This window comes from Hydrosulfovibrio ferrireducens, from assembly GCF_046883345.1.
GTDB classification, from domain to species: Bacteria; Desulfobacterota; Desulfobulbia; order Desulfobulbales; family Desulfurivibrionaceae; genus Thiovibrio; species Thiovibrio ferrireducens.
On the sequence record NZ_JALKCW010000016.1, the window covers coordinates 38,606 to 59,972 of the forward strand.

Consider the following 21,367-nt stretch of genomic DNA (forward strand, 5'->3'; position numbering starts at 1 on the left):
GTACAAGCACCTATCAGTATTCAGGATAGGTAATATGCCAAGACAAAGTCAATATGGAAAAAATACGGTGCAGATTAGACGAGGGAAGCGTGGTGTTCGGCAAGGGCGAGACAGCGTTGGCCATCTTCAAGGCGGCCATGTTTGAGACAGCCATTGCCGTAAAGCAAAGCCCTGCGGACCAACTCCTCGCGGGCAAGGCGGGACTGCTCAGGGGTGAGGGAAATATCAGCAAGAAGCTTTTCCATGGCCCGGATGCGGAAATAGTCCATGCCGGTCTTGAATTGAACGGAAACCTGATCCTCCCTGCCGCCGTGCTTGACGGTGAGCGGCGCATCCACCAGAAGAAAGGGATGCGTTGCACTGGCCCTAAGCCAGAGTTCGTAATCCTCGCAGCAGGGAAAGGATTCGTCGAACAGGCCGACTAAGCCGAACAGCTCCCGCCGGGCCATGACCGTGGACATGCCCACCACGCAGAGCTCCAGGCTGCGAGCAAAGATATCGCCGCCTTCCTTGGCATGCCGCTTCTTCTGGTTGAGATGGCGGCCATTGCGGAACCAGGTTTCCTGGGTGTGCGAAATGAGCAGCTCCGGCTGCGCCTCCATGGCGCTGACTTGGAGCTCCAGCTTGTTTTTGGTGAATTGGTCGTCGGAATCGAGGAAGGCGAGAAGAGAATGGCGGGCCGCGCTGATCCCGGCATTGCGGGCCGCGGCCGGTCCCCGGTTTTCCTGGCGCAGGCTGGTAAGCGCCGTGCCGTAGGAGGAAAGCAGCGCCGGGGTTTCGTCGGTGGAGCCGTCGTCCACCACGATGAGTTCGAAGTTGGCGTATGTTTGGGAAAGGACCGAATCAATGGCCCGGGCGAGAAAACCGGCCCGGTTATGGGTGGGGATGATGACCGAGACTGGGGTGGTTGGAGAGGACATGGGTAAAAGACTCCGCCACGAAAACCACAAAAACGATCAGACAGCAAGCCAGGGTGCAAAATGTATTTTTTCGTGCTTTTCGTGGATTTCGTGGCAAAAAACATCAATCAATCAATATACAACAACTCCCCGGAATGCTCGACGATCTCTGCCCCGCTTTCAAGATGGCGAAGGATGATGCCGCCGTCCGGGGCAAGCCCCAGCACCTCGGCTTGATACTGGGGCTGCTGCTGGACATCAAAACCGAACCAAACCCTGCGGCCCACGGTATCGCTCAGCTCCCGCCAGGCACCAAGCAGCAGGCTCTCCGGCAGGTCCGCGCCGGAACCGTCGTCCGCAGCCAGCCGTTGCGCCTCGTCATAGCAGAGCAGGCCGAAACTCCAGGAAAATTTAGCCAGCAGTCGGGCAGCAAAACCGGCAAGGTCGGTATCGCGCCCGAGAATTTCCTTCATGGATACCGCTGTTGCGCCCAACTCCGCGGGAAAGGCCAGGTTGTTGATGTTAAGCCCCGCCCCGATCAGCACATATTCCTCGCCGTGGACGGCGCTGGCAAACGATTCGCAGAGTACCCCGCAGATCTTTCGCCCGGCCACATGCACATCATTCACCCACTTGAGACGCGCATCGACACCATAACTCCGCACCGCCTCGCAGCAGGCCATACCGGCAGCGAGGGGATAGAGGCGCATGCTCTCGGGCAGCAGGGTATTGGCCATGACCATGGTCAGCCAAAGGCCGCCGACCGGAGCGTGCCAGGAGCGTTGGAATCGGCCACGGCCACCGGTGAGTTCATCGGCAAGAAAGACCATGCCGCTGGGGCAGGATTGGCCGCTGGCCTCAAACTCGTTGATCCGTTGCCGGGCAATGGGCATCAGCCGTTCGGCCTGGGGCAGATGAAGGATGGTGCTGCCAACCGGCGCGCCATAACGGTACACGGCCTGGACGACCTCGGCGGAATAGTGGAGCAGACGGGCAGGGATCTCCTCGGCGGAGATGAGTTGCTGGACGGCTTGAAAGGAAAGAGGCTCAATCATTGGTAGCTATGTAGCCAAAATCAAAAAAGAGACTTAAACATCCCAACCGTAACCGTTCAGCAGTGCCGCAGATGCGCGGAAGAGGCCTGCGAAGTGTGCTGCTGCACACGAGCCGGCCGATGACAACACAGATGTGGTGCTGCTGGACGGTTACGAGGGCGGTTACTCCCATTCAGCTTTCACGCGGGTGATGATCCGCTGGATCATGGGCAGCTTTTCCTGGGAACAGATGCCCAGCAACGGCTCGCCCTGGGAAACGCTGACCCCGGGCTGAAAATACACGGAATGGATGATCCCCGGTTCCCCGGCATAATAGACCGGGGTATCCCGCTTCATCAGGGACATGGTGAGAATCTCGTCCCCGGGCTTGATGGAAACCCCCCGCTGGCCGTGCTTGTCGATCTTGGCTTGCAGGTCGAGGGAAAAGAAATACTTGGCCCGTTCCGGCGCGTTGAAGGGCTCCAGCACCTGACGGAGGATATTCTCGATGATCTCGCGTTTCTTCAACGGATGCCGGATGGTGAGGATCTTTTCGCCCGCCTCGACAAACTGTCCTTCCAGGTCGCTGCGGATAAAGGAAACCACCCCGTTGCTCGAGGAAAAGATCTTCTTCTGGTTTCCCTCCCGCAGCAGTTCATAGAGCAAGGTGCCCCGGACATGATGCCATTCGCCGGACGGTCCTTCCACCTCGGCGCCTTCCTTGACCCGGAACCGGACCTGACCGGTGTGGCTGGTCCGCACGTCCAGATAGTCAAAAGGATCGGAACGATACTTACCAATTATTGCGTCGAAATCTATTTCGTCAGTCATGATATATGAGGAAAGGTTAAAGGTTAAAGGTGCAAGGACAAAGGTCTCATTCATCTTCTCGCAGAAAACTGCGCCGTGCTTTTATAAGCCCGGCAAGCATCGAGGAAATTTCCACGGTTTCCTGCCGCCACTCCTTGCCTTTCTGGTTTTCGATATAACCGATGTTCACGCCAATGTATATCTGGGTGCGAAGTTCTCCGCAGGAACCCTTTGCATATGAGAAAAAATTAATACTCTCTTTTATCGATTCTCTTTCAAAGCCTTCCGCAATGTTGCTTGGGATGGAAAGCCCCGCCCGCGTAATCTGATCCCGAAAGCCAAAATCCTTTAATTCCCGCAACGCCTTGTACAATTCAGCACTCAAGCGGGCTGAACGCTTCCAGACCTCAAAGTCCTCAAAAGCCTGTGACGGCGGCGATTTTTCTTCCCCCAAAACTTCTGTCCTTTAGCCTTGAACCTTTGGCCTTTCGCCTTAGCGGTAATACAGATTGCCGCCGCCCATAGTCAGCAGGGACTTATGGAGATTGCGCCTAAACTCGCGACGATCCCAGATGCCCTGGATATGGCCGCGCTGCAGGGCGTTGCGGGCATTGTGGTAATCGGGCGGGATATCCTCGCCCGTGGTGTCGCGGATAACCCGAGGCCCGGCAAAACCCACCCGGCTTGAGCGGATGGCGAACTGATACGGCGAACAGCCCAAGAAACTCGCCACCGGCCCGGCATAGGAATTGTTGTCGTAGACCACGATGTACAACCCGCCGGAGTCGATGTATTCCCGCACCGCCATGGTGCACTTGGGCATCTGCACCACGCCCAGGGTGCCTTCGTGGATGCGGATGCCGCCGGTGGTGTGCACGTAGGAGAGCAGAGGCCGCCGTTTCAGCTTGGCCGACTCGCAGGCCCGGACGAATTTTTCACCCTCGGCTGAGCCCACCGTCCCGTTGCGGAAATCGCTGTACAGCATGGCCACCACCAGATCAACGCCCATAACCCTGGCGTCGAAGGTGATGATCCCGCTTTTCCGCCCGGTTTTAGCGATGGCGGATTGCAATTTCTTTTCAAAGCCCGGATAGGTCAGGGGATTGCCCGCGCAAACCCCTCCATTGAATTCCCGGATGGAATCCGGATCAAAAAGATGCTTAAGATACCATTGATATTCCAAGGGAAAATGATGACCGCAATTTTCGCACACCCCGCCGAATTCACCGTAGAGGTCGGGCACCCAAAGGTCCTTGCACCCCTGTTTTTCGGTATTTGGGCAGGTTACGGTGCGGTCTTCATTGGCCAGCGGGCTGGTATAGACATCCCCGAACTCAATGGGGTCTTCCCCGGCGCCGCTTGAGGAAACAGGCGACTTGCCCGGACGCGCGCCGGGTTTTTTCGAGATAAAATCGTACGCCGCGGTGATCGGGGAGGAAACCTGCCTGAGCAGCACCGAGCCCTCGCCAGACACATCCTGAAAAACTTTTTTCACCTGCTTTTGCTGGGTTTTCAGCAGATCATAGCGGAAGCTGTAATACAGTTTGGCAATACTCTTTTTTGCCTTCCGGCAGAAAGCGGAGCAGGGGGAGCTCTCTTCGGAATAGGCCGCGCAGGACATGTTCCGGTATTTTTTCGAACGGTAACTGAGCAGCCGCTTGACCTCGTCCTCGTTAAGATCCCAGGAAATCTCGATATGCGGTTCTTCTACGACCTGCCCTTCCGACTTCTTCATCGTCAATTCATAGGCGCGAAAAGCCCGGAGACTCTTGGTTTTCAGCACCACTTCGTCGGTGGCCCGGATGATCTCGCTCTTGAGCTGCCGGAAAAAACCGAAATCGTCCCGTTTTGCCCCCAAGGGAGGCTCATGGACAATCCGATCGATGGTCCCGAGCTTGAGATTTTCCGCCGCCGTGATATGCAGATTCTCGGCGCAGGCCTCCACCAGCTCCTTGGGCATCTTCTCGCCCTCGCGGATCTTGCCCTCGATGGCGGCCGCGCCCTCCGGGGAGATAACCGAGTAGTAGCCGTGGGAAAACATCAGCCGGACATCGGCCATGCCCACGGCCTCGGCCCCGCCGGAACCGCCTTCCGAGGTGACGGAAATCATCGGCACCCGCAGCTTGGCCATGGCGTAAAGATTGCGCGCGATCTGCTGGCCGGCGCCGGGATAATCCTCCACCGGAAAGGAGCCGGGGGTGAAGATATAAAAATGGATGGGAATGCCTTCGGTTTCGGCAACCTTCATGTAGCGCAAGGCTTTTTCGTTGCCCCAGGGCTTGCTGCAACCACCATTGCGGTATTCCTCGCCATGCCCCTTCTCGTGGCCGATGACCATGACCTGCTGCATGACGGTTTTGTTTTTCACCCGCCGCATGATGCTCGCCCTGGCCGCAACCATGGAGGGATCGATGCTGACCTCCTCGGCGCCGCCGAGTTCGGTGTAATCCTCGTAGACATTCTCAAGGATGTCCTTCAGGGAAAACCGGTGGGTATTGCGGACAATGCGCACCCGGTCCATGGAAGTCAGGGTTTCTTCGCAGCGACCCTCCAAAAAGGAGATGGATTCCTCCAGGGCCTTGATTTCCTCGGACAACTGGTCCTCGGTATAGTCGTAGAACTTGTCCCGCAGGGTAACGATTTTTTCGCGCAGGCCGGAGAGATTCCCCCACTCGACGCCGTCCTTGATCTGGCTCAGATAGCTGATGCGTTCTTCTATCTTGAGCAGCCGCTTTCGTAAATCTTCCATAAAGTGCGCCGTTGCAATGGATAAGTTCGTTATTATACCCAAAGGGCATAAGTTTCGTTGAGCAGGCGAGCTGCTCAACTCAGCTTTAAAGTGATAAAAACGGCATAAAGAGCCGTAACAAAAAAAAGGGCAGAAATTTTTTAATAACGGCTCCTAAATTACCTGTAACTCATCAAAAAGTGAGCAGTCGGGCTATGTTTTCCTGAAGATAAGGGAGGTTGGTCATGATCTGACCTCCTGCGGCGTTGCTGCCTTCGATGGCCACCTCGGCCAGAAATTTCCGCCCCCGTTCCTTGGCTTCCTCCATGGTGTCGCCCCAAACCAAGGCCAAGGCCAGATTGGGGTCATACTCGCTGGGGATCGCGTAGGATCGGTCGGTGGGCACATGACTGTAAACCGCAGACCAATCGTGTTGCGGGTAGGAGAACTTGGAGATCGTCCCAATCCAGGGAGCAAAGCCGCGGGCGGTGTCTTCCGCAACGATTCTGAACTCGATGCTCGCGCCCCGGGAGACGATATCCTTCTGGCTATATCCCATCTTGTCGCCCAAGGCCAGCCGGATCTGCTCGCGGATGAGGTTGGGATGTTTGTTGTTTATATAACTGACCCGGGCGGAGACATCGTTTTCCACCTGGATGCGGGTGTTGACCTCAAGGAGATAGGGCTGGCCGTCCCGGGTGACAATCCACTCCCAGGTGCCGACATTATCGTAGCGCACATGGGCGGCAAGCTTGAGCGAATACTCAACCACCTTGTCCAAAACCTCTTGACCGTTAAAATCGTAGGAAAAGCAGGAGTTGTCGAATCCGGGCGCGGCCTCAAGCCGCTTCTGACGGCCGGTGCTTTGGATGGTGCAGTTCCGGGTGCCGAAATGCACCCGCTCGCCGTGCCGGCTGCAGACCAACTGCACCTCAAGATGATTGAAGTCGCGGATCCGTTGCTCGATGAGCACCCCGCCGTCTCCGAACTGCCGTTTGGCATAGTTCTGAACCTGGCGGTAGATGCGCCGGAAATGCTCGATCTGGTAGACCTCTTCGATGCCCATGCCGCCGCCGCCCGCTGCGGCCTTGACCAGGATGGAGGGGTTCTTGATCTTCTGGCCGTCCTGGATTTCGAGAAGATGGAGGGCGATGTCCTCGGCCTCCATCTCGTTATAGATGGGCCCGTCGGTGCCGGGGATGGTGGGGATACCCAGCCGGTTGGCAACCCGCTTGGTATTGATCTTGTCGCCAAGATCCTTGACCACCTCCCATTTCGGGCCGATGAAGGTCAGGGGCCGGTTGCGGATCGTAACCCGCCGGGCAAAACGGAAATCCTCGGAGAAAAAGCCGTAGCCGGGATGGATGGCGGTGCATTTGGTGTGGTCGGCCACGGAAAGAATATCGTTGGGATCGGTATAGGCCGATACCCGCCAGGCCCGGCGGACATTGCTCTGGCTGTCCAGGCAGCGGCGCACATGTTCGGATTCCTCATCCGCCGCGGTGTAGATCACGGTATAATCCAGGCCCAGGTCTTTACAGGCCTCCATGATCCGCAGGGCAATCTCGCCCCGATTTGCAATCAAAACCTTGTCTTTCAAGCGAACCCTCGATATCGGTTGCGGGGCAGGCTGCACCGTTCACCATATCCCCATAAACAAAAAGGAAAAAAGAGAACGATCACTCCGCCGTTTCCGTTTTCTAGTTCTTACTAATTTTCAGGGCAAATGAAAAGATGAATTCAGATGATCTCATAACAAGGAAAGGCACCGGCAAGGCTGTTGAGCCTTGCTGCGACTGCCTCAATTCTCCCCCCGGAGCAAAAGCCCTCCATTCGATGAAGCGCAATCTGTTGAAACAGCATGGTGTTCTATGGTATAGTGAACCTGTTTTTGATTTCTTCCCCTGGAGTGGCATGCATTCCATGGTCAAAGTGTGGCCCTTATACCGATTTTAAAGATAAACGTCAATTTTTTTTCTTGACACCCCCGGCTATTTCCTTTAGCCAGAGCGTGTTGCAGCCGATTGTATAAACTTTTTTTCCACCGGACGACAGCGCCGGCCTCACCGTTGACGGTGCGCCTGCTCCGTTGTCTTACCCCAGAGGATTCTTACCCCCACATGGACACATCCGCCCCGGACACCGGCGACTCCCCCTTCAAGCGCATTCTCAATTTTTTTGGCATCAACCGCGCCCCAGACACCACCGAAGACATTGAGCAGGAAATACAGGAACTCCTCGATGACGGAGAAGAACAGGGGTTGATCTCCCGCGAGGAAGGGGAGATGATCAGCTCCATCCTCGAATTCAGGGACACCCTGGTCCGCGAGATCATGACCCCGCGAAGCGACATGGTCAGCGCCGAGGCACAGGTGTCGGCCGCCGATCTTATCCAGTTGATCACCGATGAGGGGTACACCAGAATCCCCATCTACCAGGATTCCCCGGACAATATCATCGGCATCCTCCATGCCAAGGATCTGTTGCCCTTCTGCCTCAACGCCTCCTCCATGCCCGCGGCCTCGGAGCTGGTCAAACCGGCTTTTTTCGTGCTCGACACCCGCAAGATCGTCAACCTGCTCAAGGATTTCCAGAGCCAGAAAGGCCATATGGCCGTGGTCACCGACGAATTCGGCAGCGTCCGCGGCCTGGTGACCCTGGAAGACGTGCTGGAAGAAATCGTCGGCGAGATTCGCGACGAATACGACAAGGCGGAAAAACGGTGGAAGGTGGTGAACGAACACATGCTGCTCACCGACGCCAAGGTCAATCTTGAGGAGGTGGAGGATTTCTTCGGCGTTACCCTGCCGGAAGGCCCCTACGAATCAGTGGGCGGCCTGATCATCCACCAACTGGACCGGGTGCCCCCGGTGGGCGCCACCATGCTGATCAACTCCCTGGTCTTTGAGGTGGTCTCCGCCGACCGGCGGCGCATCCACACCGTAAAAATCCAGACCAAGCTCGACTGATGGTTTCCTTGTTCCCGCGCTCTGATAGCCACACCCCTTTCGGCAGGGGTGCCCTGCTGGCATTGCTGTCCAGCACCCTGTTATTTTTCGCCTCTCCGGGAGCCCTTGCCCTGCCCCAGCTTGCCTGGCTGGCGCTGGTCCCTCTTTTCTGGAGCCTCGACAACCAGCCCCCACGCCGGGCCGCGCTGCTCGGCCTCATCTGCGGCCTGGCCTATTATTTGCCCCTTTTGTACTGGATCGTCATTGTTTTGGCCACCTACGGCCAGGTGCCCCTGCCCATCGCGGTGCTGGCCCTGGTGTTTCTGGCCCTGTACATGAGTTGCTACCTGGCGCTCTTCGCCTTTCTCTGCGCCAAAACAGGACCGCGCCTTCCCCTGCTCGTTTTCGCCCCGGCCTGCTGGGTGGCCCTGGACCTGATCCGGGGGATGTTGTTCACCGGCTTTCCCTGGCTGGATCTGGCCTACACCCAGTACAATCTGCCCCAGCTCATCCAGGTTGCCGATCTGGCGGGCCACCATGGCCTCACCTTCCTCCTGGTGCTGGCAAACGCGCTGATCTTCACCCTCGCCGCTTCGCTCGTCCGAGGCAAGCGGATAAGCCCCGTTGCAATTACCATTGCGGCGTCAGCCCTGCTGCTGCTCGCTTCGGGCTATAATTTCTGGCGGCTGCAAACCCTGCCCGCAGCCCTTGCCCAGACGGAACAGATGGAAGTGGCGGTGGCCCAGGGCAATATTCCCCAGGATCAAAAATGGCAGCCCGCCTTTCAGCGGGAAACCATTGACACCTACCTCCGGCTGAGCCAGGAATTTTTCACTACCAGGCAACCGCGGCTCATTGTCTGGCCGGAAACAGCCCTGCCGTTTTACCCTTACGAGCACCCGCTCTTTCTCAGGCTGCACAGCGAACTGACCCGGCCGCACCAAACATATCTGCTCACCGGCGCGCCCCACCGGGAAAAGACCTCGGCCGCAGGGCCGCTCAGCTATGCCAACAGCGCCTTCCTGCTCTCTCCGGACGGGCAGGTCGCTGGCCGCTACGACAAGCAGCATCTGGTGCCCTTTGGCGAATATATTCCCTTCCGCCGGATCCTGCATTTTGCCTCGCCGCTGGTGGAAACCCTGGGCGAGTTCACGCCCGGCCGGAGCAACACGCCGCTTACTTGCCACAACAGCAGGATCGGAATATTGATCTGCTTTGAGAGCATCTTCCCGGATATTTCCCGCAAGCAGGCACAGGCTGGGGCAAACTTGCTGGTAACACTTACCAACGACGCCTGGTTCGGCAGGTCGAGCGCCCCGATGCAGCATCTGGCCATGGGGGTGTTCCGGGCGGTGGAGACCAGAAAAACCCTGGTGCGCGCGGCCAACACCGGAATCAGCGCCTTCATCGACCCCATGGGCCGGACGCAGGAAGCTTCCCCCCTGTTTACCGAGTACGCCCGCAGTCAGCCGGTGGCCCTGGTCAATGGCTTGACCTGCTATGTCCGCTGGGGGTATCTTTTTCCGTGGGGTTGTTTACTCCTGACCCTGATCGGGGCAGAAGTAAACAGGCGCAAGGCTAAAGGTAAAAGGCGCAAGGTATGATTTTTCAACCTTTAGCCTTTGACCTTTAGCCTTTAGCCTTTCACCTTTAGCCTTTAGCCTTTAACCTTTTTTTCAGGAGAACACACCATGTCTGCGGAACTCAAACAAAAAATCCAGGATCTCAAGGGGCGCCTCATCTCCCTGAAGGAGCATCTTTGAGGTAGATCACAAGAGGGAGCGACTGCAGGAACTGGAGCAGCTCACCCTGGCCCCGGCCTTTTGGGATAACCAGGAAAACGCCCAAAAGGTGCAGCGGGAGCAGGGCGCGATCCAGAATGTTGTTGACGAATGGGACAGTTGCCAGACAGAGCTGGAAGAGGCGGAACTCCTGCTCGAAATGGGTATGAGCGAAGGCGACGAGACGACCATCAACGAGGTTGATCAGTCGCTGGACGCGCTGCTTGAACGGGTGGGAACCGTTGAGCTTGAGTGCATGTTCACCGGCGAGCACGACGCCAGCAACGCCATGATTACCATCCACGCAGGCGCGGGCGGCACCGAGGCCCAGGACTGGGTGAGCATCCTCCTGCGCATGTATCTGCGCTGGGCCGAGGCCAAGAAATTTCCCACCGAGATGCTCGACCTGCAACCCGGCGATGAGGCCGGGGTGAAGAGCGCGACCGTCATGGTCACCGGGCACAACGCCTATGGCTTGCTGCGCTCGGAAATGGGCATCCACCGGCTGGTGCGCATCTCCCCCTTTGACGCCAGCGGCCGCCGGCACACCTCCTTTGCCTCGGTTTTCGTCTTTCCGGAGCTGGACGACGACATCCAGGTGGACATCAACGACAAGGATCTGCGCATCGACACCTACCGGGCCAGCGGCGCCGGCGGCCAGCACGTCAACAAGACCAGCTCGGCCATCCGCATCACCCATCTGCCCACGGGCATCGTGGTCCAGTGCCAGAACGAACGCAGCCAGCACCGCAACAAGGACACGGCCATGAAGATGCTCAAGGCCCGGCTGTACGAAAAGGAACGCGAGGCGCAGAAGGAGCAGCACCAGGATATCGCCGGCGAGAAAAAAGAGATCGCCTGGGGCAGCCAGATCCGCTCCTATGTAATGCAGCCCTATCGGCTGATCAAGGACCACCGGACCAATTTTGAGGTGGGCAATGTGGACAGCACGCTGGACGGCAACCTTGACCCGTTCATCAAGGCCTATCTGCTGTGGCAAAGATAACTCCGCTCCAGTGCGCAAAATGCGGGGCCTGCACCGTGGTCTGCCCGGTCTTTCAGGCCTCGGGCCGGGAATCGCTCTCGGCTCGAGGCAGACTGCATCTGCTGGCTCGGCTTGATCCGGCCCAAGCCTCGGCAGCCTATGCGGAGATTCTTTCGCAATGCCTGCTCTGCGGAGCCTGCCGGGGCGTGTGCTCCCGGGGGATCGATCCGCCCGCCCGTTTTATCGCCGCCCGGAAACGGCTGGAGAAAACCGCGGGATGCCAGGTCTTGCTCAGGGCCATCACCCGAAAGGCTCTGAGCAATCCGGCCCTGTTGGCGACAATCGCCGGTCTCGGCCGCCCCCTGCTGGACCGATTACCCGCTGACAGCGGCCTGCGGCTGCGCCTCGGCCTGCCGGCGGAGAGCGCATCCCTTTCCCCTGCCCTCCCTGAACCTCCGGGGAAGAAATCCGCGTCCCCGGCCCTGGCCTTTTTCCCGGGCTGTTACGCCACCCATCTGCACCGGGAAATTATTGACGCAACAGAACGGGTAACCGCGCCCTTCACCGGCGCCCCCCTCCTCATGCCACCGCGGCAGTGCTGCTGCGGGCTTGCCGCGGAAAACAGCGGCGATACCGCCACAGCCACGCGTCTTGCCAGGCAAAACATCAGCGCCTTTGCCGGAAACACCTTGCCCATCCTGACCTCCTGCGCTTCCTGCTACAGCCAGTTGCGCCGCTATCCCGAGCTTTTTGCCGATGACCCTGAATGGCTTACACAGGCCCAGGCCTTTGCCGACCGTCTCCTTGAATTTTCAACCTTTGTGGCGCAAGCCATGGAGGCTGAGCCGGATTTCCGTTTTGCCGGTTCGCCCGTGCCCCGCACCGTGGTCTACCACGACCCCTGCCATCTGAGGTTTCCGTCTAAAATTATCGCCCCGCCCAGGAAAATCCTTACGGCCATCCCCGGCCTGCACCTGGCCGAACTTGCCAATGGTCCGCAATGCTGCGGCCAGGGAGGTTTGTTTCATCTGGCTCAGCCCGAACTGGCCGCAACAATCAGAAGCCGCCTGCTCACCCAACTGGCACAGGCGGCGCCCGATCTGATAACCACCACCTGCTCCGGCTGCCTCATCCATATCCGGCAGGGGTTGGGCCATGACCCGGCACAACCGGAGGTTCTCCATCTGGCCATTCTCCTTGCGGAGCTTCTCCAGACAAAACCTTGAGGCTGAAATTTTCTTCCCCTGCCTCCTGCTGATCCTTGCGTAATTTTTCCGGGCATTATAATGTATCCCCCGGACAGGTTGACCGTACAGTGAGGTTCCCGGCCGGATGGTTCGGCAGCGCATAGTGTGAGCATCAAAAAAAGGAGAGACAACAATGACTCTGACCGCACGACGATTTTTCGGCTGTTTCCTCATGATTTTCGCGGCCCTGCTTGTGACGGCGCCCTGCCAGGCCGGAGTTGACTGGGAGGTAAGCAGCACCCTGAAAACCCCGGCCGCGCCCTTGGACATCGCCGCCTCACTGGACGGCAAATGGATCTTTGTTCTGGCCGAAGGCGGCAGGCTCCTGGTCTATTCCGAAAAAGGCGCCCTGGAGGAAACCATTTCCGTTGATCCGACCATGGACCGCATCGCCTCTTCCGGCCTGCAGGCAGCCAACATCCCCGATCGGATCTATCTGTCCAGCGCCAAACACAAAACCGTCCAGACCGTGAGCCTGGATTTTTCCGTGCCCATCAATATCCAGGGCGCGCCGTTTCTCGGGCCGGAAAACGCTCCGGTGGTCATTGTCGCGTTCAGCGATTTTGAATGCCCCTATTGCGGCACGGTGGGCGGTCTGTTTGAAGAGGCGCTGGCCAAATATCCCAAGGAGGTCAAGGTCGTTTTCAAGCAGTTTCCCCTGGCCATGCACAAGCAAGCCCAGCCCGCCGCCCTTGCCTCCCTGGCCGCCCATCGCCAAGGCAAATTCTGGCAGTACCATGACCTGCTGTTTGAAAACCAGAAGTCCCTTTCCGAGGCAAAATACACGGAGCTTGCCAAGAAGCTCGGCCTCGACCTGGAACGGTTCAACAAGGATTCCAAGGGGGCGGTCAGCCGGCAGATCCTTGAACGCGATATGATTGAGGCCCAACAAGTCGGAGTTCGAGGCACCCCGACCATTTTCGTCAATGGCCGCCGCCTGAAGGAGCGCAACTTCAAGGATCTTCAGCAGATGATCAACCAGGAGCTGAGCAAACGCACCAAAACCGGAGCCTCCCGTTGATCAAACGCGACATCGCCCTGGCCGACAACACTACCGCCCTGCTGCTTTACGGCGACCTGAACAAGAACCTCGCCGTTCTTGAGGAGGGCGCCGGAGTCACCATCCAGGTGCGGGGCAGCCAGCTCACCGTCAGCGGGCCGAAACACGAGGTGGAGCTGACGGCCTCGGCCATCGACAAACTCCAGGGATTGGTGCGCGCTGGCTATCCGGTGTATCCCTCGGATGTCGCCTATGCCCTGCGGATCCTCCAGGCCTCACCCAAGGCGAACCTCAAAGAGATCTTCCTCGACAAGGTGTACATCACCGCCGAGCAGAAGGTGATCTCGCCCAAAAGCATCAACCAGAAGCTCTACATCGACAATATCCGGACCAACGACATTGTCTTCGGCATCGGCCCGGCAGGCACCGGCAAAACCTACCTTGCCGTGGCCATGGCGGTTTCCGCCTTTGTCTCCAAGCAGGTCCGCTCCATCATCCTGGCCCGGCCCGCGGTGGAGGCGGGCGAGCGGCTGGGCTTTCTCCCCGGCGATCTGGCCCAGAAGGTCAATCCCTATCTGCGCCCTCTGCACGATGCCTTGAATGCCATGCTGGGGAGGGGCAAGGTTGCTGACCTCATCGAAGAAGGATCCATCGAGATCGCGCCCCTGGCTTTCATGCGCGGCCGGACGCTCAGTAACGCCTTTGTCATCCTGGACGAGGCCCAGAACACCACGCATGAGCAGATGAAGATGTTCCTGACCCGGCTGGGCTTTAACTCCCAAGCGGTAATCACCGGGGACATCACCCAGATCGACCTGCCGGACCGCAGGCAGTCCGGGCTCATCGAGGCAGCCAGAATACTCAAGGATATCAAGGGCATCTCCTTCAACCACTTCTCCGAGGTGGACGTGGTCCGCCACCGGCTGGTGCAGGAGATCATCCTCGCCTACGCCGCAAAGGAAACCCTGCCGCCGCCCCGCCGAACAACCCCCAGGAAACACTGAGACCTCCCATCATGCCCGTGCTCATCACCAGCCAGACGGCCGCGTCCCCGTCCATCAGCCTGCATCAGCTCCGGCAGCGGGCCGAAAAATTGCTCGCCCTCTGCGGTCGCGCACGGAGCGAATTGAGTATCCTCCTGCTTGACGATCCCGGCATGGCGCAGCTCAACGAGCAGTACCGCAACAAAAAAGGACCGACCAACGTCCTGGCCTTTGCCATGCAGGAAGGAGGAGGAACGCATCTACCGGAGGAACTCTTGGGCGATGTGATCATCTCCCTGGACACCGCGGCCCGCGAAGCAATAGCCGACGGGGTAACCCTGCACCAGCGGGTGACGATCCTCCTGATCCACGGCCTGCTGCACCTGCTGGGCTTTGACCACGAGCGTTCCCGCGCCGAGGAAAGGGCCATGGCCGACCGGGAAAAAGAACTTTTGCGCCAACTATCAGCCGAAGAAAGGAGAGGGAAAATGGTCAGTCTTGCCATCAATGTCGATCATGTCGCCACCCTGCGTCAGGCCCGGGGCATTACCGAGCCGGACCCGGTTCTGGCCGCGGGCATCTGCGAACTGGCCGGAGCCCAGGGAATCGTGGTCCATCTCCGCGAAGACCGTCGGCATATTCAGGACCGGGACGTGCGGCTGCTCCGGCAGACCGTGAAAACCAAGCTCAACCTGGAAATGGGGGCCACCGAGGAGATCATCGACATCGCCCTGGAGATCAAGCCGGACATGATCACCCTGGTTCCGGAAAAACGCAAGGAGCTGACCACCGAAGGCGGCCTCAACGTGGCCGGACAAAAAAAGAAACTCCAGGCGGTCATCGGACGGATGCGCAAGGCAGGCATCCCGGTGAGCCTGTTCATCGACCCGGACTCCAAACAGATCAATGCGGCCCACGAGGTGGGGGCGACCTTTGTCGAGATCCACACCGGCCGCTACTGCGACGCGGCAACAGAACAGAGACGGGACCAGGAATTCACCCTCATCGCCACGGCGGCGGAAGAGGCCTATGAACTAGGGCTGCGGGTCAATGCCGGACACGGCCTCAACTACCTGAATACCCGGCGGGTGGCAGCCCTGGGCACCATCGAGGAGTTGAGCATCGGCCATGCGATCATGGCGCGGGCAATCTTCGTCGGCCTCGATCAGGCGGTGCGGGAGATGCTGGCTTTGCTGCCAGCGAGATAGTTGAGAATATAGGGAATCCGCATGGGGATAGTTGCCGACATCGTCATCATCGTGGTTGCCGCCCTGATCGGGGCGCTCATCGCCCAACGGCTCAAGCAGCCGCTGATTCTGGGCTACATCCTCGCCGGGGTGGTGGTGGGACCGTATACCGGGGGAATCACCGTCGGCGATATCCACGAAATCGAGCTGCTGGCCGAGATCGGCGTGGCCCTGCTGCTCTTTGCCCTCGGCCTGGAATTTTCCTTAAGCGAACTCAAACCCGTCCGCAAAATCGCTCTGTTCGGCACCCCGGTCCAGATCCTGCTCAGTATCGCCTTTGGCTTCGCCCTTGCCAGGTATTTCGGCTATCCCCCGGCCCAGGCCCTCTGGTTCGGCGCCCTGATCTCCCTGTCCAGCACCATGGTCACCCTCAAGACCCTGACCGGCAAAGGGCTCATGGGCACCCTTTCCAGCCGGGTGATGATCGGCATCCTCATCGTTCAGGATCTGGCCGTGATCCCGATGATGATCATCCTGCCGCAACTGGGCAATCCCGAGGCAGGGTTGCCCCTGCTGGCCGTGGCGGTGGGCAAATCGATCATCTTCCTCGTGGTGATGCTCTATCTGGGCACGAAAATTCTTCCCTGGCTGCTGGCCACGGTGGCCCAGTGGAACTCCAGGGAACTCTTCATCCTCTCCACCACGGCCATCGGCTTAGGGATCGGCTACGCCACCCATCTCTTCGGCCTCTCCTTTGCCTTCGGCGCCTTTGTCGCCGGCATGGTGCTCAGCGAATCCGATTACGGCCACCAGGCGTTGAGCGACATCATCCCGCTGCGGGACATCTTCGGATTGCTGTTTTTCACCTCGGTGGGCATGCTCCTTGACCCGGCCTTCCTCTTTGCCCACTGGGACCGGATTCTTTTTCTGCTGCTGGCGATAGGGCTTGCCAAGGGAGCAATCTTCTTCGTCCTGGCCCGGCTCTTCGGCTACGGCAACATCGTCCCCCTGGCCGTGGGATTCGGGCTCTTCCAGGTGGGCGAGTTCTCCTTTGTCCTGGCCAGGGTCGGCCTTGAAACACAGACCATCGACCAGAACCTCTACTCCCTGGTTCTGGCCGTGTCGGTGCTCAGCATGGTGGCCACCCCCCTTGCCGCGGCCCTGACAACTCCCCTGTACGCCTTGAAAATGCGGTTTTCCCGTCCGGAGCCGCTGCAGACGGAAAACCTCCCCAGCCACGGGCTCACCGACCATGTGGTCATCGCCGGCGGCGGCAGGGTCGGGCAGCATATCGCCCGGATACTGAAAGAACTCTCCGTCCCCTGTGTCCTCGTCGAATTGAACCATCAACGGATGCTGGAATGCAAGGCTGCCGATTTTCCGGTGATATTCGGCGACATGAGCCAGCCCACGGCAATCGAGGCCTCGCATGTGGTTTCAGCCAAGCTCCTGCTCATCACCACCCCCTCGGTGGTGGTCAGCCAGGCCATCGTCCGGCAGGCCCATAGGTTGAACCCGGACCTGCATATCGTCGCCAGGGCTGAAGGGGTGGCGCAAACGCGCACGCTCTACGAAAATGGGGTCTACATGGTTGTGCTTCCGGAGATGGAAGCGGGACTTGAGATCGCCAGGCAGGCGCTTCTGCATCTGGAGATTTCCGTGCCGCTCATCCAGCAATATACCGACGAAATCCGGCAGCAGATGTACGCGCCCATGTATTCCCAGCAGAACTATCAGCTCCTCACCAGGCTGAACACGATCAAGAACCTGCTGGAAATCTCCTGGGTGGAGATCGGCCCCAAAAGCCCTCTGATCGGCGCAAGCATCAAGGGGGCTGCGGTCCGCACCAAGACGGGCGCTTCGCTGGTTGGGGTGATGCACGAAAAAGAATTTCACTCCAACCCAAAAGCGGAGTATTGTTTTGCAGAGGGAGACCTGATCGCGGTGGTGGGGAACAAGCAGGAACGGCTTGCATTCAAAAAAATGGCGGAAACCAACGACACAGAGCTGCCGCCAGATACCGTCATGGAGAAACTCCTATGAAAACGATTCGCTGCCTGCCCGGCTTGCTTCTGTTTGCGCTCCTGCTTCTCCCGCCTGCGGAAGGTCATGCCGACGGAACCATGGAGCTCTCAAAGGGACAAACCGTGTATGTGCCCGCCTATTCCCATATCTATGTCGGCAACAGAGAGCGGCCCTTTTTGCTGACCATTACTCTGAGCATCAGAAATATCGACGCCAAAAACCCCGTCACCATAACGGCCGCGGACTATTACGACACCAAGGGAAAACGCATCCGTAAATACCTGGAGCAACCCGTCTCCCTCGGCCCTTGGGAATCGATCCGGTATATTGTTCCGCAGAAAGACAAGAGCGGCGGTTCGGGCGCCAACTTCGTGGTGGAGTGGAGTGCGGAAAAAGGCGTCAACCCGGTGCTCGTGGAGACCATCATGATCGGCGCGGAATCGCAGCAGGGAATTTCCTTTACCTCCCGCGGCCAGGCAATCAGCACTGCGCATTGAACCTGCCGCGAGGGAAGACGCCAATCAGGCAGGCATGGCGTCCCGTTCATCGCGGGTCATCTTGCGCACCAGGATCTGGTGGCTTATTGGATCGAAATACACAACCGACTGGTCTTCCTCAAGGGTGATGGTCCGGACCAGGGAGCCTATCTTCACCACCACCCCGGGGAAGAGGCGTCCATAGACATAGACCACCTCGTTCACCATCTGCTCAAGCTCCAGCTCAAGCGCCTGGTTTTCTTCGGTCAGGTGGTTGACCTTGTCCATGGCCTTGGGCATGAAGGATTTGCACTTGGCCAGCAGGGTGCTTTTGTCCGCGGGGAATTTCGCCGCCAGTTCCTTCTTGATCTTCTCCAGGGCGCTGATGTTCTTGATGACCTCATTCAATCGGTCTGACCACAGGCCAAGTTCCTCGTCGATCTTCTGTTTCTTCATCTGCAAGGAAGGAACGAGCCCGACGCAAACCTCGGTGACCACCTCGGCTTCACATCCCAGCTCCTTGACGTGCACGGAACCGGCGGCAATAATCTTGCCGCCGATGATCGTGCCGTTCCCCTGGGTGGCGATCACCTCCTTGCCGACACTGGCATGCGCCTGCAACAACACGTCATTGACCCGGAGATACCCCGCCGTTTCAAGTTTCGGGCCATTCTCCACGAAATCAACGGTGATGTCGCCCTTGGCGCGCAGTTTCGCTTCCTCCCCGACAACCCCGCCGATAACGGTCAGAGCGCCGCCGGCCATGACGGAAGAATTATTAACCCCCTGGCCGATCCAGATATCCCCCCGGCATTTGACGCTGAAGCCGGGAAGAACCTCGCCGCTGATGGTCAGTTTGGAGCCGCCAAAGACGATGTTTCCCACCTTCATATCCACATCGCCGGTAATGGAATGTTCGCCGAAAACCGTGGGTCTGCCATCATCCATGACAAACTTGCCGTCAAGCGCGGCAAAAATCTTCATCTCGTCGGGCGAGAGGGTAACCCCTTTGCCATATTTGAGCTTGCTGTCTTTTCCCGGCTTGGCCGGGATGCCTACCCCAAAAACATCCTGGCCCGCCTTGCCCTGGGTGGGGGCGATTTTCTCCAGCAGCAGCCTGTCCTTGGCGACATTGACGATGGTTCCGAGTTCGCGGAAATCCACCTGATCCTTATCCGGATCCGTTCGCTGCGGACCGGGGATGGCCGGCTTGACATGCATTTTCACCCTGGCGTTATCGCCCATGGCCGGCGGGATCCCCTTGGCCACGATAAACGATCCTCCTCCCGTCGACTCGGGGGCCGCAAGCAAACCGCCGACAATCCCGTTCTCGGCAAGCTCCTTCTGGAGCAGATTGTTATCGAGCTGCACCCCGGCCTTGGCGTCTTTCATAGTGACAACGGCCTGAAGACGATCCTTGGTGACCCTCAGAATAAACGCGCCATTCTGGATCTCTACCCCGCCTTTGAATAGTTTCTCACTTGCCATTGCGCCTGCCACCTACGGAAGAATGAAAAAACGGGCTGAAATTCCCTTTCCCTTGTCCTATCGGCCAGTAGAAAAAAATCTTCAACCCCGGCCGCCATCTCCCCAATGGGTACAATATATCACACCCGCGGCGGATCACAGTTGCTTTTCAAGCGCCGTGATATGCTCATGCTCGCCAAGCACCACCAGAATGTCTCCCGGCAGGATAAGGGTTTGCGGCTGGGGATTGAACTGCATCTCCCCCTGCTCCCTCTTGATGGCGACGACAATGAGATCATACTCCTTGCGAAGCCCGGAATCCATCAGCCTCTTGCCGGCAAGGGGGGAATGCTCGGAAACCCGCAGCTCTTCGAGGCGCAAGCCCAGCTCCCCGCCATGCACGGTGAGATCGAGAAAATCCACCACCGTTGGCCGCACGACCAGTTGGGCCATGCGGCAGGCCCCGATGAAATAGGGGGAAATCACCTTGTCGGCCCCAGCCCGCAGCAGCTTGGTTTCCGAACCTTCCGCTCCGCTGGAACGGGCCATGATGAACAGATTGGCATTGAGCCCCCGGGCCGAAAGAATGATGTAAACGTTTTCCGCGTCGGAAGAGACCACGGCGATCAGTCCCTTGGCCTGTTTGATCCCGGCCTTGAGCAGCATTTCGTCGCTGGAGGCATTGCCGGGCAGGGCCAGGTAGCCGAGTTCGTCGATCTTCTGCACCTCCAGGGGGTCGCTTTCCACGATGACAAAGGGGAGTTTGCTTTCTTTGAAGTTCTTGCAGATCACCTTGCCGATCCGGCCAAAACCGCAGACAATGTAGTGGTCTTTCAAGACCGCCACCCGTTTTTCCATATTGTTCCTCCCCATGATTTTCCGCAATCCGCCTTCAACCATGGATTCCGTTACCTCGCCCACCAGATAGAGGACAAAGCCTACCCCGGCCAGGATAAGACAGATGGTAAAGATCCTTCCCGCCGGACTTAAAGGGATAATCTCCCCATAGCCCACCGTGGTGATGGTAATCACCGACATATACAGACTATCGAGAAAAGAACCGTGTTCGATCAGCATGTATCCGGAGGTGCCGATGCACAGGATCACGACCAACATGAAAACGGCAAAAAATATTTTTTGCATGCACCCCTCGAAGGTTGTCCGGCCCTGACGGTTTTCGACTTACAGGCCGCGGCAGCGATGCCGCCGACGGCCTGCTCTGCCCGGACACCGTAATTATTGCACCCACAGTATGCTGTATTTTTTCAATGGTATCAACGAGTAAGAAACAATACCCGGGAAAAGTTGCGTTTTTCCTCTCCGCATACGTCCCGCCATTTTTATTCTCAATCAAGTTTGACCGCACATTCTCCGATGAGTTAATCACAAGAGAAAACGGATGCCTCGAAAAACATTCCCACGGAAGGTGAATGCCATGACCCCTCAAAAAGCCATACGAATCCTCATGCAAAGCCCTTTCTACTTCAAGCTGGAGCTCTCCGCCCGAAAACTCCTGATTAAAGAATTCTGCGCATTACATAACGCCAGTTGATCCGCTTGCCATCGATATTTTTTCCCGCAACGCGTTTGCCCAATCGCGCCGAATATTGGCCCGCGCCAGCCTCAGGAGAGCGGCGATAATCCCGCTGCTCCCGCTCCCTTCGCCTTTCCCGCCAAAAAATATTTTTTCTGGCTTCAATCTTTTTTTTGGTATATAGTCATCACCTATTTCTTCCTTGAGTGAATACTCATTCATGTCCATGGAGCGGGGGGCATCAGGCGTTCCCGCCAACATAT

The 21,367-nt window shown here is 58.2% G+C and carries 18 protein-coding genes; 9 read left to right on the plus strand and 9 right to left on the minus strand.

What is annotated here, in order from left to right; all coding sequences use genetic code 11:
• Positions 1-74: 74 nt before the first annotated feature.
• From MWR57_RS07730 to MWR57_RS07755, 6 genes are all read right to left on the minus strand, one after another.
• On the minus strand, positions 75-920 hold the full coding sequence (locus tag MWR57_RS07730) for a glycosyltransferase family 2 protein (protein ID WP_423124226.1): 846 nt from the start codon (positions 918-920) through the stop codon (positions 75-77).
• A 107-nt stretch (positions 921-1,027) separates the two neighbouring features.
• Entirely contained in the window at positions 1,028-1,954 is a 927-nt protein-coding gene (locus MWR57_RS07735) for a biotin--[acetyl-CoA-carboxylase] ligase (protein WP_423124227.1), read from the minus strand.
• A gap of 162 nt (positions 1,955-2,116) precedes the next feature.
• The gene (locus tag MWR57_RS07740; RefSeq protein WP_423124228.1) at positions 2,117-2,764 is read right to left on the minus strand and encodes a biotin attachment protein; all 648 of its coding nucleotides are present in this window, start codon (positions 2,762-2,764) and stop codon (positions 2,117-2,119) included.
• Between the two features lie 46 nt (positions 2,765-2,810).
• The gene (locus MWR57_RS07745; protein WP_423124229.1) at positions 2,811-3,197 is read right to left on the minus strand and encodes a four helix bundle protein; all 387 of its coding nucleotides are present in this window, start codon (positions 3,195-3,197) and stop codon (positions 2,811-2,813) included.
• A gap of 39 nt (positions 3,198-3,236) precedes the next feature.
• Positions 3,237-5,492: an acetyl-CoA carboxylase carboxyl transferase subunit alpha/beta gene (locus tag MWR57_RS07750; protein ID WP_423124230.1), complete on the minus strand. Its 2,256-nt coding sequence runs from the start codon at positions 5,490-5,492 to the stop codon at positions 3,237-3,239.
• A 172-nt stretch (positions 5,493-5,664) separates the two neighbouring features.
• Entirely contained in the window at positions 5,665-7,071 is a 1,407-nt protein-coding gene (locus MWR57_RS07755) for a biotin carboxylase N-terminal domain-containing protein (protein ID WP_479723958.1), read from the minus strand.
• Positions 7,072-7,591: 520 nt separating this feature from the next.
• On the opposite strand from MWR57_RS07755, the gene MWR57_RS07760 reads away from it, so the two are divergent.
• The 9 genes from MWR57_RS07760 to MWR57_RS07800 all read left to right on the plus strand — a co-directional run bounded on the left by MWR57_RS07760 (position 7,592) and on the right by MWR57_RS07800 (position 18,124).
• On the plus strand, positions 7,592-8,440 hold the full coding sequence (locus MWR57_RS07760) for a hemolysin family protein (protein WP_423124232.1): 849 nt from the start codon (positions 7,592-7,594) through the stop codon (positions 8,438-8,440).
• An 8-nt stretch (positions 8,441-8,448) separates the two neighbouring features.
• Entirely contained in the window at positions 8,449-10,023 is a 1,575-nt protein-coding gene (gene lnt, locus MWR57_RS07765) for an apolipoprotein N-acyltransferase (protein WP_423124233.1), read from the plus strand.
• Between the two features lie 87 nt (positions 10,024-10,110).
• Positions 10,111-11,206, plus strand: a protein-coding gene (gene prfB, locus MWR57_RS07770; protein ID WP_423124234.1) for a peptide chain release factor 2 whose coding sequence is annotated in 2 segments (ribosomal slippage) — positions 10,111-10,179 and positions 10,181-11,206 — 1,095 coding nt in all. Because the reading frame shifts where the segments join, the coding sequence is not laid out codon by codon here.
• Positions 11,194-12,411, plus strand: coding sequence for a (Fe-S)-binding protein (locus tag MWR57_RS07775; protein ID WP_423124235.1), 1,218 nt, complete (start codon positions 11,194-11,196; stop codon positions 12,409-12,411). The genes prfB and MWR57_RS07775 overlap by 13 nt, the downstream gene beginning before the upstream one ends.
• A 154-nt stretch (positions 12,412-12,565) precedes the next feature.
• Positions 12,566-13,453 carry a DsbA family protein gene (locus MWR57_RS07780; RefSeq protein ID WP_423124236.1) on the plus strand — a complete coding sequence of 296 codons (888 nt, stop codon included), beginning with the start codon at positions 12,566-12,568 and terminating at the stop codon, positions 13,451-13,453.
• Positions 13,450-14,436, plus strand: coding sequence for a PhoH family protein (locus tag MWR57_RS07785; protein WP_423124237.1), 987 nt, complete (start codon positions 13,450-13,452; stop codon positions 14,434-14,436). The genes MWR57_RS07780 and MWR57_RS07785 overlap by 4 nt, the downstream gene beginning before the upstream one ends.
• A gap of 11 nt (positions 14,437-14,447) precedes the next feature.
• Positions 14,448-15,623, plus strand: a complete 1,176-nt coding sequence (locus tag MWR57_RS07790; protein ID WP_423124238.1) for a pyridoxine 5'-phosphate synthase — start codon at positions 14,448-14,450, stop codon at positions 15,621-15,623.
• Between the two features lie 21 nt (positions 15,624-15,644).
• Positions 15,645-17,645, plus strand: coding sequence for a monovalent cation:proton antiporter family protein (locus tag MWR57_RS07795; protein WP_423124239.1), 2,001 nt, complete (start codon positions 15,645-15,647; stop codon positions 17,643-17,645).
• A complete protein-coding gene (locus tag MWR57_RS07800; protein WP_423124240.1) occupies positions 17,642-18,124 on the plus strand; it encodes a DUF3124 domain-containing protein in 483 nt (160 codons plus the stop codon). The genes MWR57_RS07795 and MWR57_RS07800 overlap by 4 nt, the downstream gene beginning before the upstream one ends.
• A gap of 24 nt (positions 18,125-18,148) precedes the next feature.
• Here the strand turns inward: MWR57_RS07800 and MWR57_RS07805 are convergent, their stop codons facing one another.
• From MWR57_RS07805 to MWR57_RS07815, 3 genes are all read right to left on the minus strand, one after another.
• Positions 18,149-19,591 carry a FapA family protein gene (locus MWR57_RS07805; protein ID WP_423124241.1) on the minus strand — a complete coding sequence of 481 codons (1,443 nt, stop codon included), beginning with the start codon at positions 19,589-19,591 and terminating at the stop codon, positions 18,149-18,151.
• Positions 19,592-19,726: 135 nt separating this feature from the next.
• A complete protein-coding gene (locus MWR57_RS07810) occupies positions 19,727-20,713 on the minus strand; it encodes a potassium channel family protein (RefSeq protein WP_423124242.1) in 987 nt (328 codons plus the stop codon).
• A 391-nt stretch (positions 20,714-21,104) separates the two neighbouring features.
• Entirely contained in the window at positions 21,105-21,332 is a 228-nt protein-coding gene (locus tag MWR57_RS07815; protein WP_423124243.1) for a hypothetical protein, read from the minus strand.
• Positions 21,333-21,367: the final 35 nt, after the last annotated feature.

What these genes read in the sequence shown, in the direction of transcription:
- MWR57_RS07730 (WP_423124226.1), bottom strand. Translation starts at nt 920, where the DNA reads ATGTCCTCTCCAACCACCCCAGTCTCGGTCATCATCCCCACCCATAAC.
- MWR57_RS07735 (WP_423124227.1), bottom strand. Translation starts at nt 1,954, where the DNA reads ATGATTGAGCCTCTTTCCTTTCAAGCCGTCCAGCAACTCATCTCCGCC.
- MWR57_RS07740 (WP_423124228.1), bottom strand. Translation starts at nt 2,764, where the DNA reads ATGACTGACGAAATAGATTTCGACGCAATAATTGGTAAGTATCGTTCC.
- MWR57_RS07750 (WP_423124230.1), bottom strand. Translation starts at nt 5,492, where the DNA reads ATGGAAGATTTACGAAAGCGGCTGCTCAAGATAGAAGAACGCATCAGC.
- MWR57_RS07760 (WP_423124232.1), top strand. Translation starts at nt 7,592, where the DNA reads ATGGACACATCCGCCCCGGACACCGGCGACTCCCCCTTCAAGCGCATT.
- MWR57_RS07780 (WP_423124236.1), top strand. Translation starts at nt 12,566, where the DNA reads ATGACTCTGACCGCACGACGATTTTTCGGCTGTTTCCTCATGATTTTC.
- MWR57_RS07790 (WP_423124238.1), top strand. Translation starts at nt 14,448, where the DNA reads ATGCCCGTGCTCATCACCAGCCAGACGGCCGCGTCCCCGTCCATCAGC.
- MWR57_RS07795 (WP_423124239.1), top strand. Translation starts at nt 15,645, where the DNA reads ATGGGGATAGTTGCCGACATCGTCATCATCGTGGTTGCCGCCCTGATC.
- MWR57_RS07800 (WP_423124240.1), top strand. Translation starts at nt 17,642, where the DNA reads ATGAAAACGATTCGCTGCCTGCCCGGCTTGCTTCTGTTTGCGCTCCTG.
- MWR57_RS07805 (WP_423124241.1), bottom strand. Translation starts at nt 19,591, where the DNA reads ATGGCAAGTGAGAAACTATTCAAAGGCGGGGTAGAGATCCAGAATGGC.
- MWR57_RS07810 (WP_423124242.1), bottom strand. Translation starts at nt 20,713, where the DNA reads ATGCAAAAAATATTTTTTGCCGTTTTCATGTTGGTCGTGATCCTGTGC.
- MWR57_RS07815 (WP_423124243.1), bottom strand. Translation starts at nt 21,332, where the DNA reads ATGGACATGAATGAGTATTCACTCAAGGAAGAAATAGGTGATGACTAT.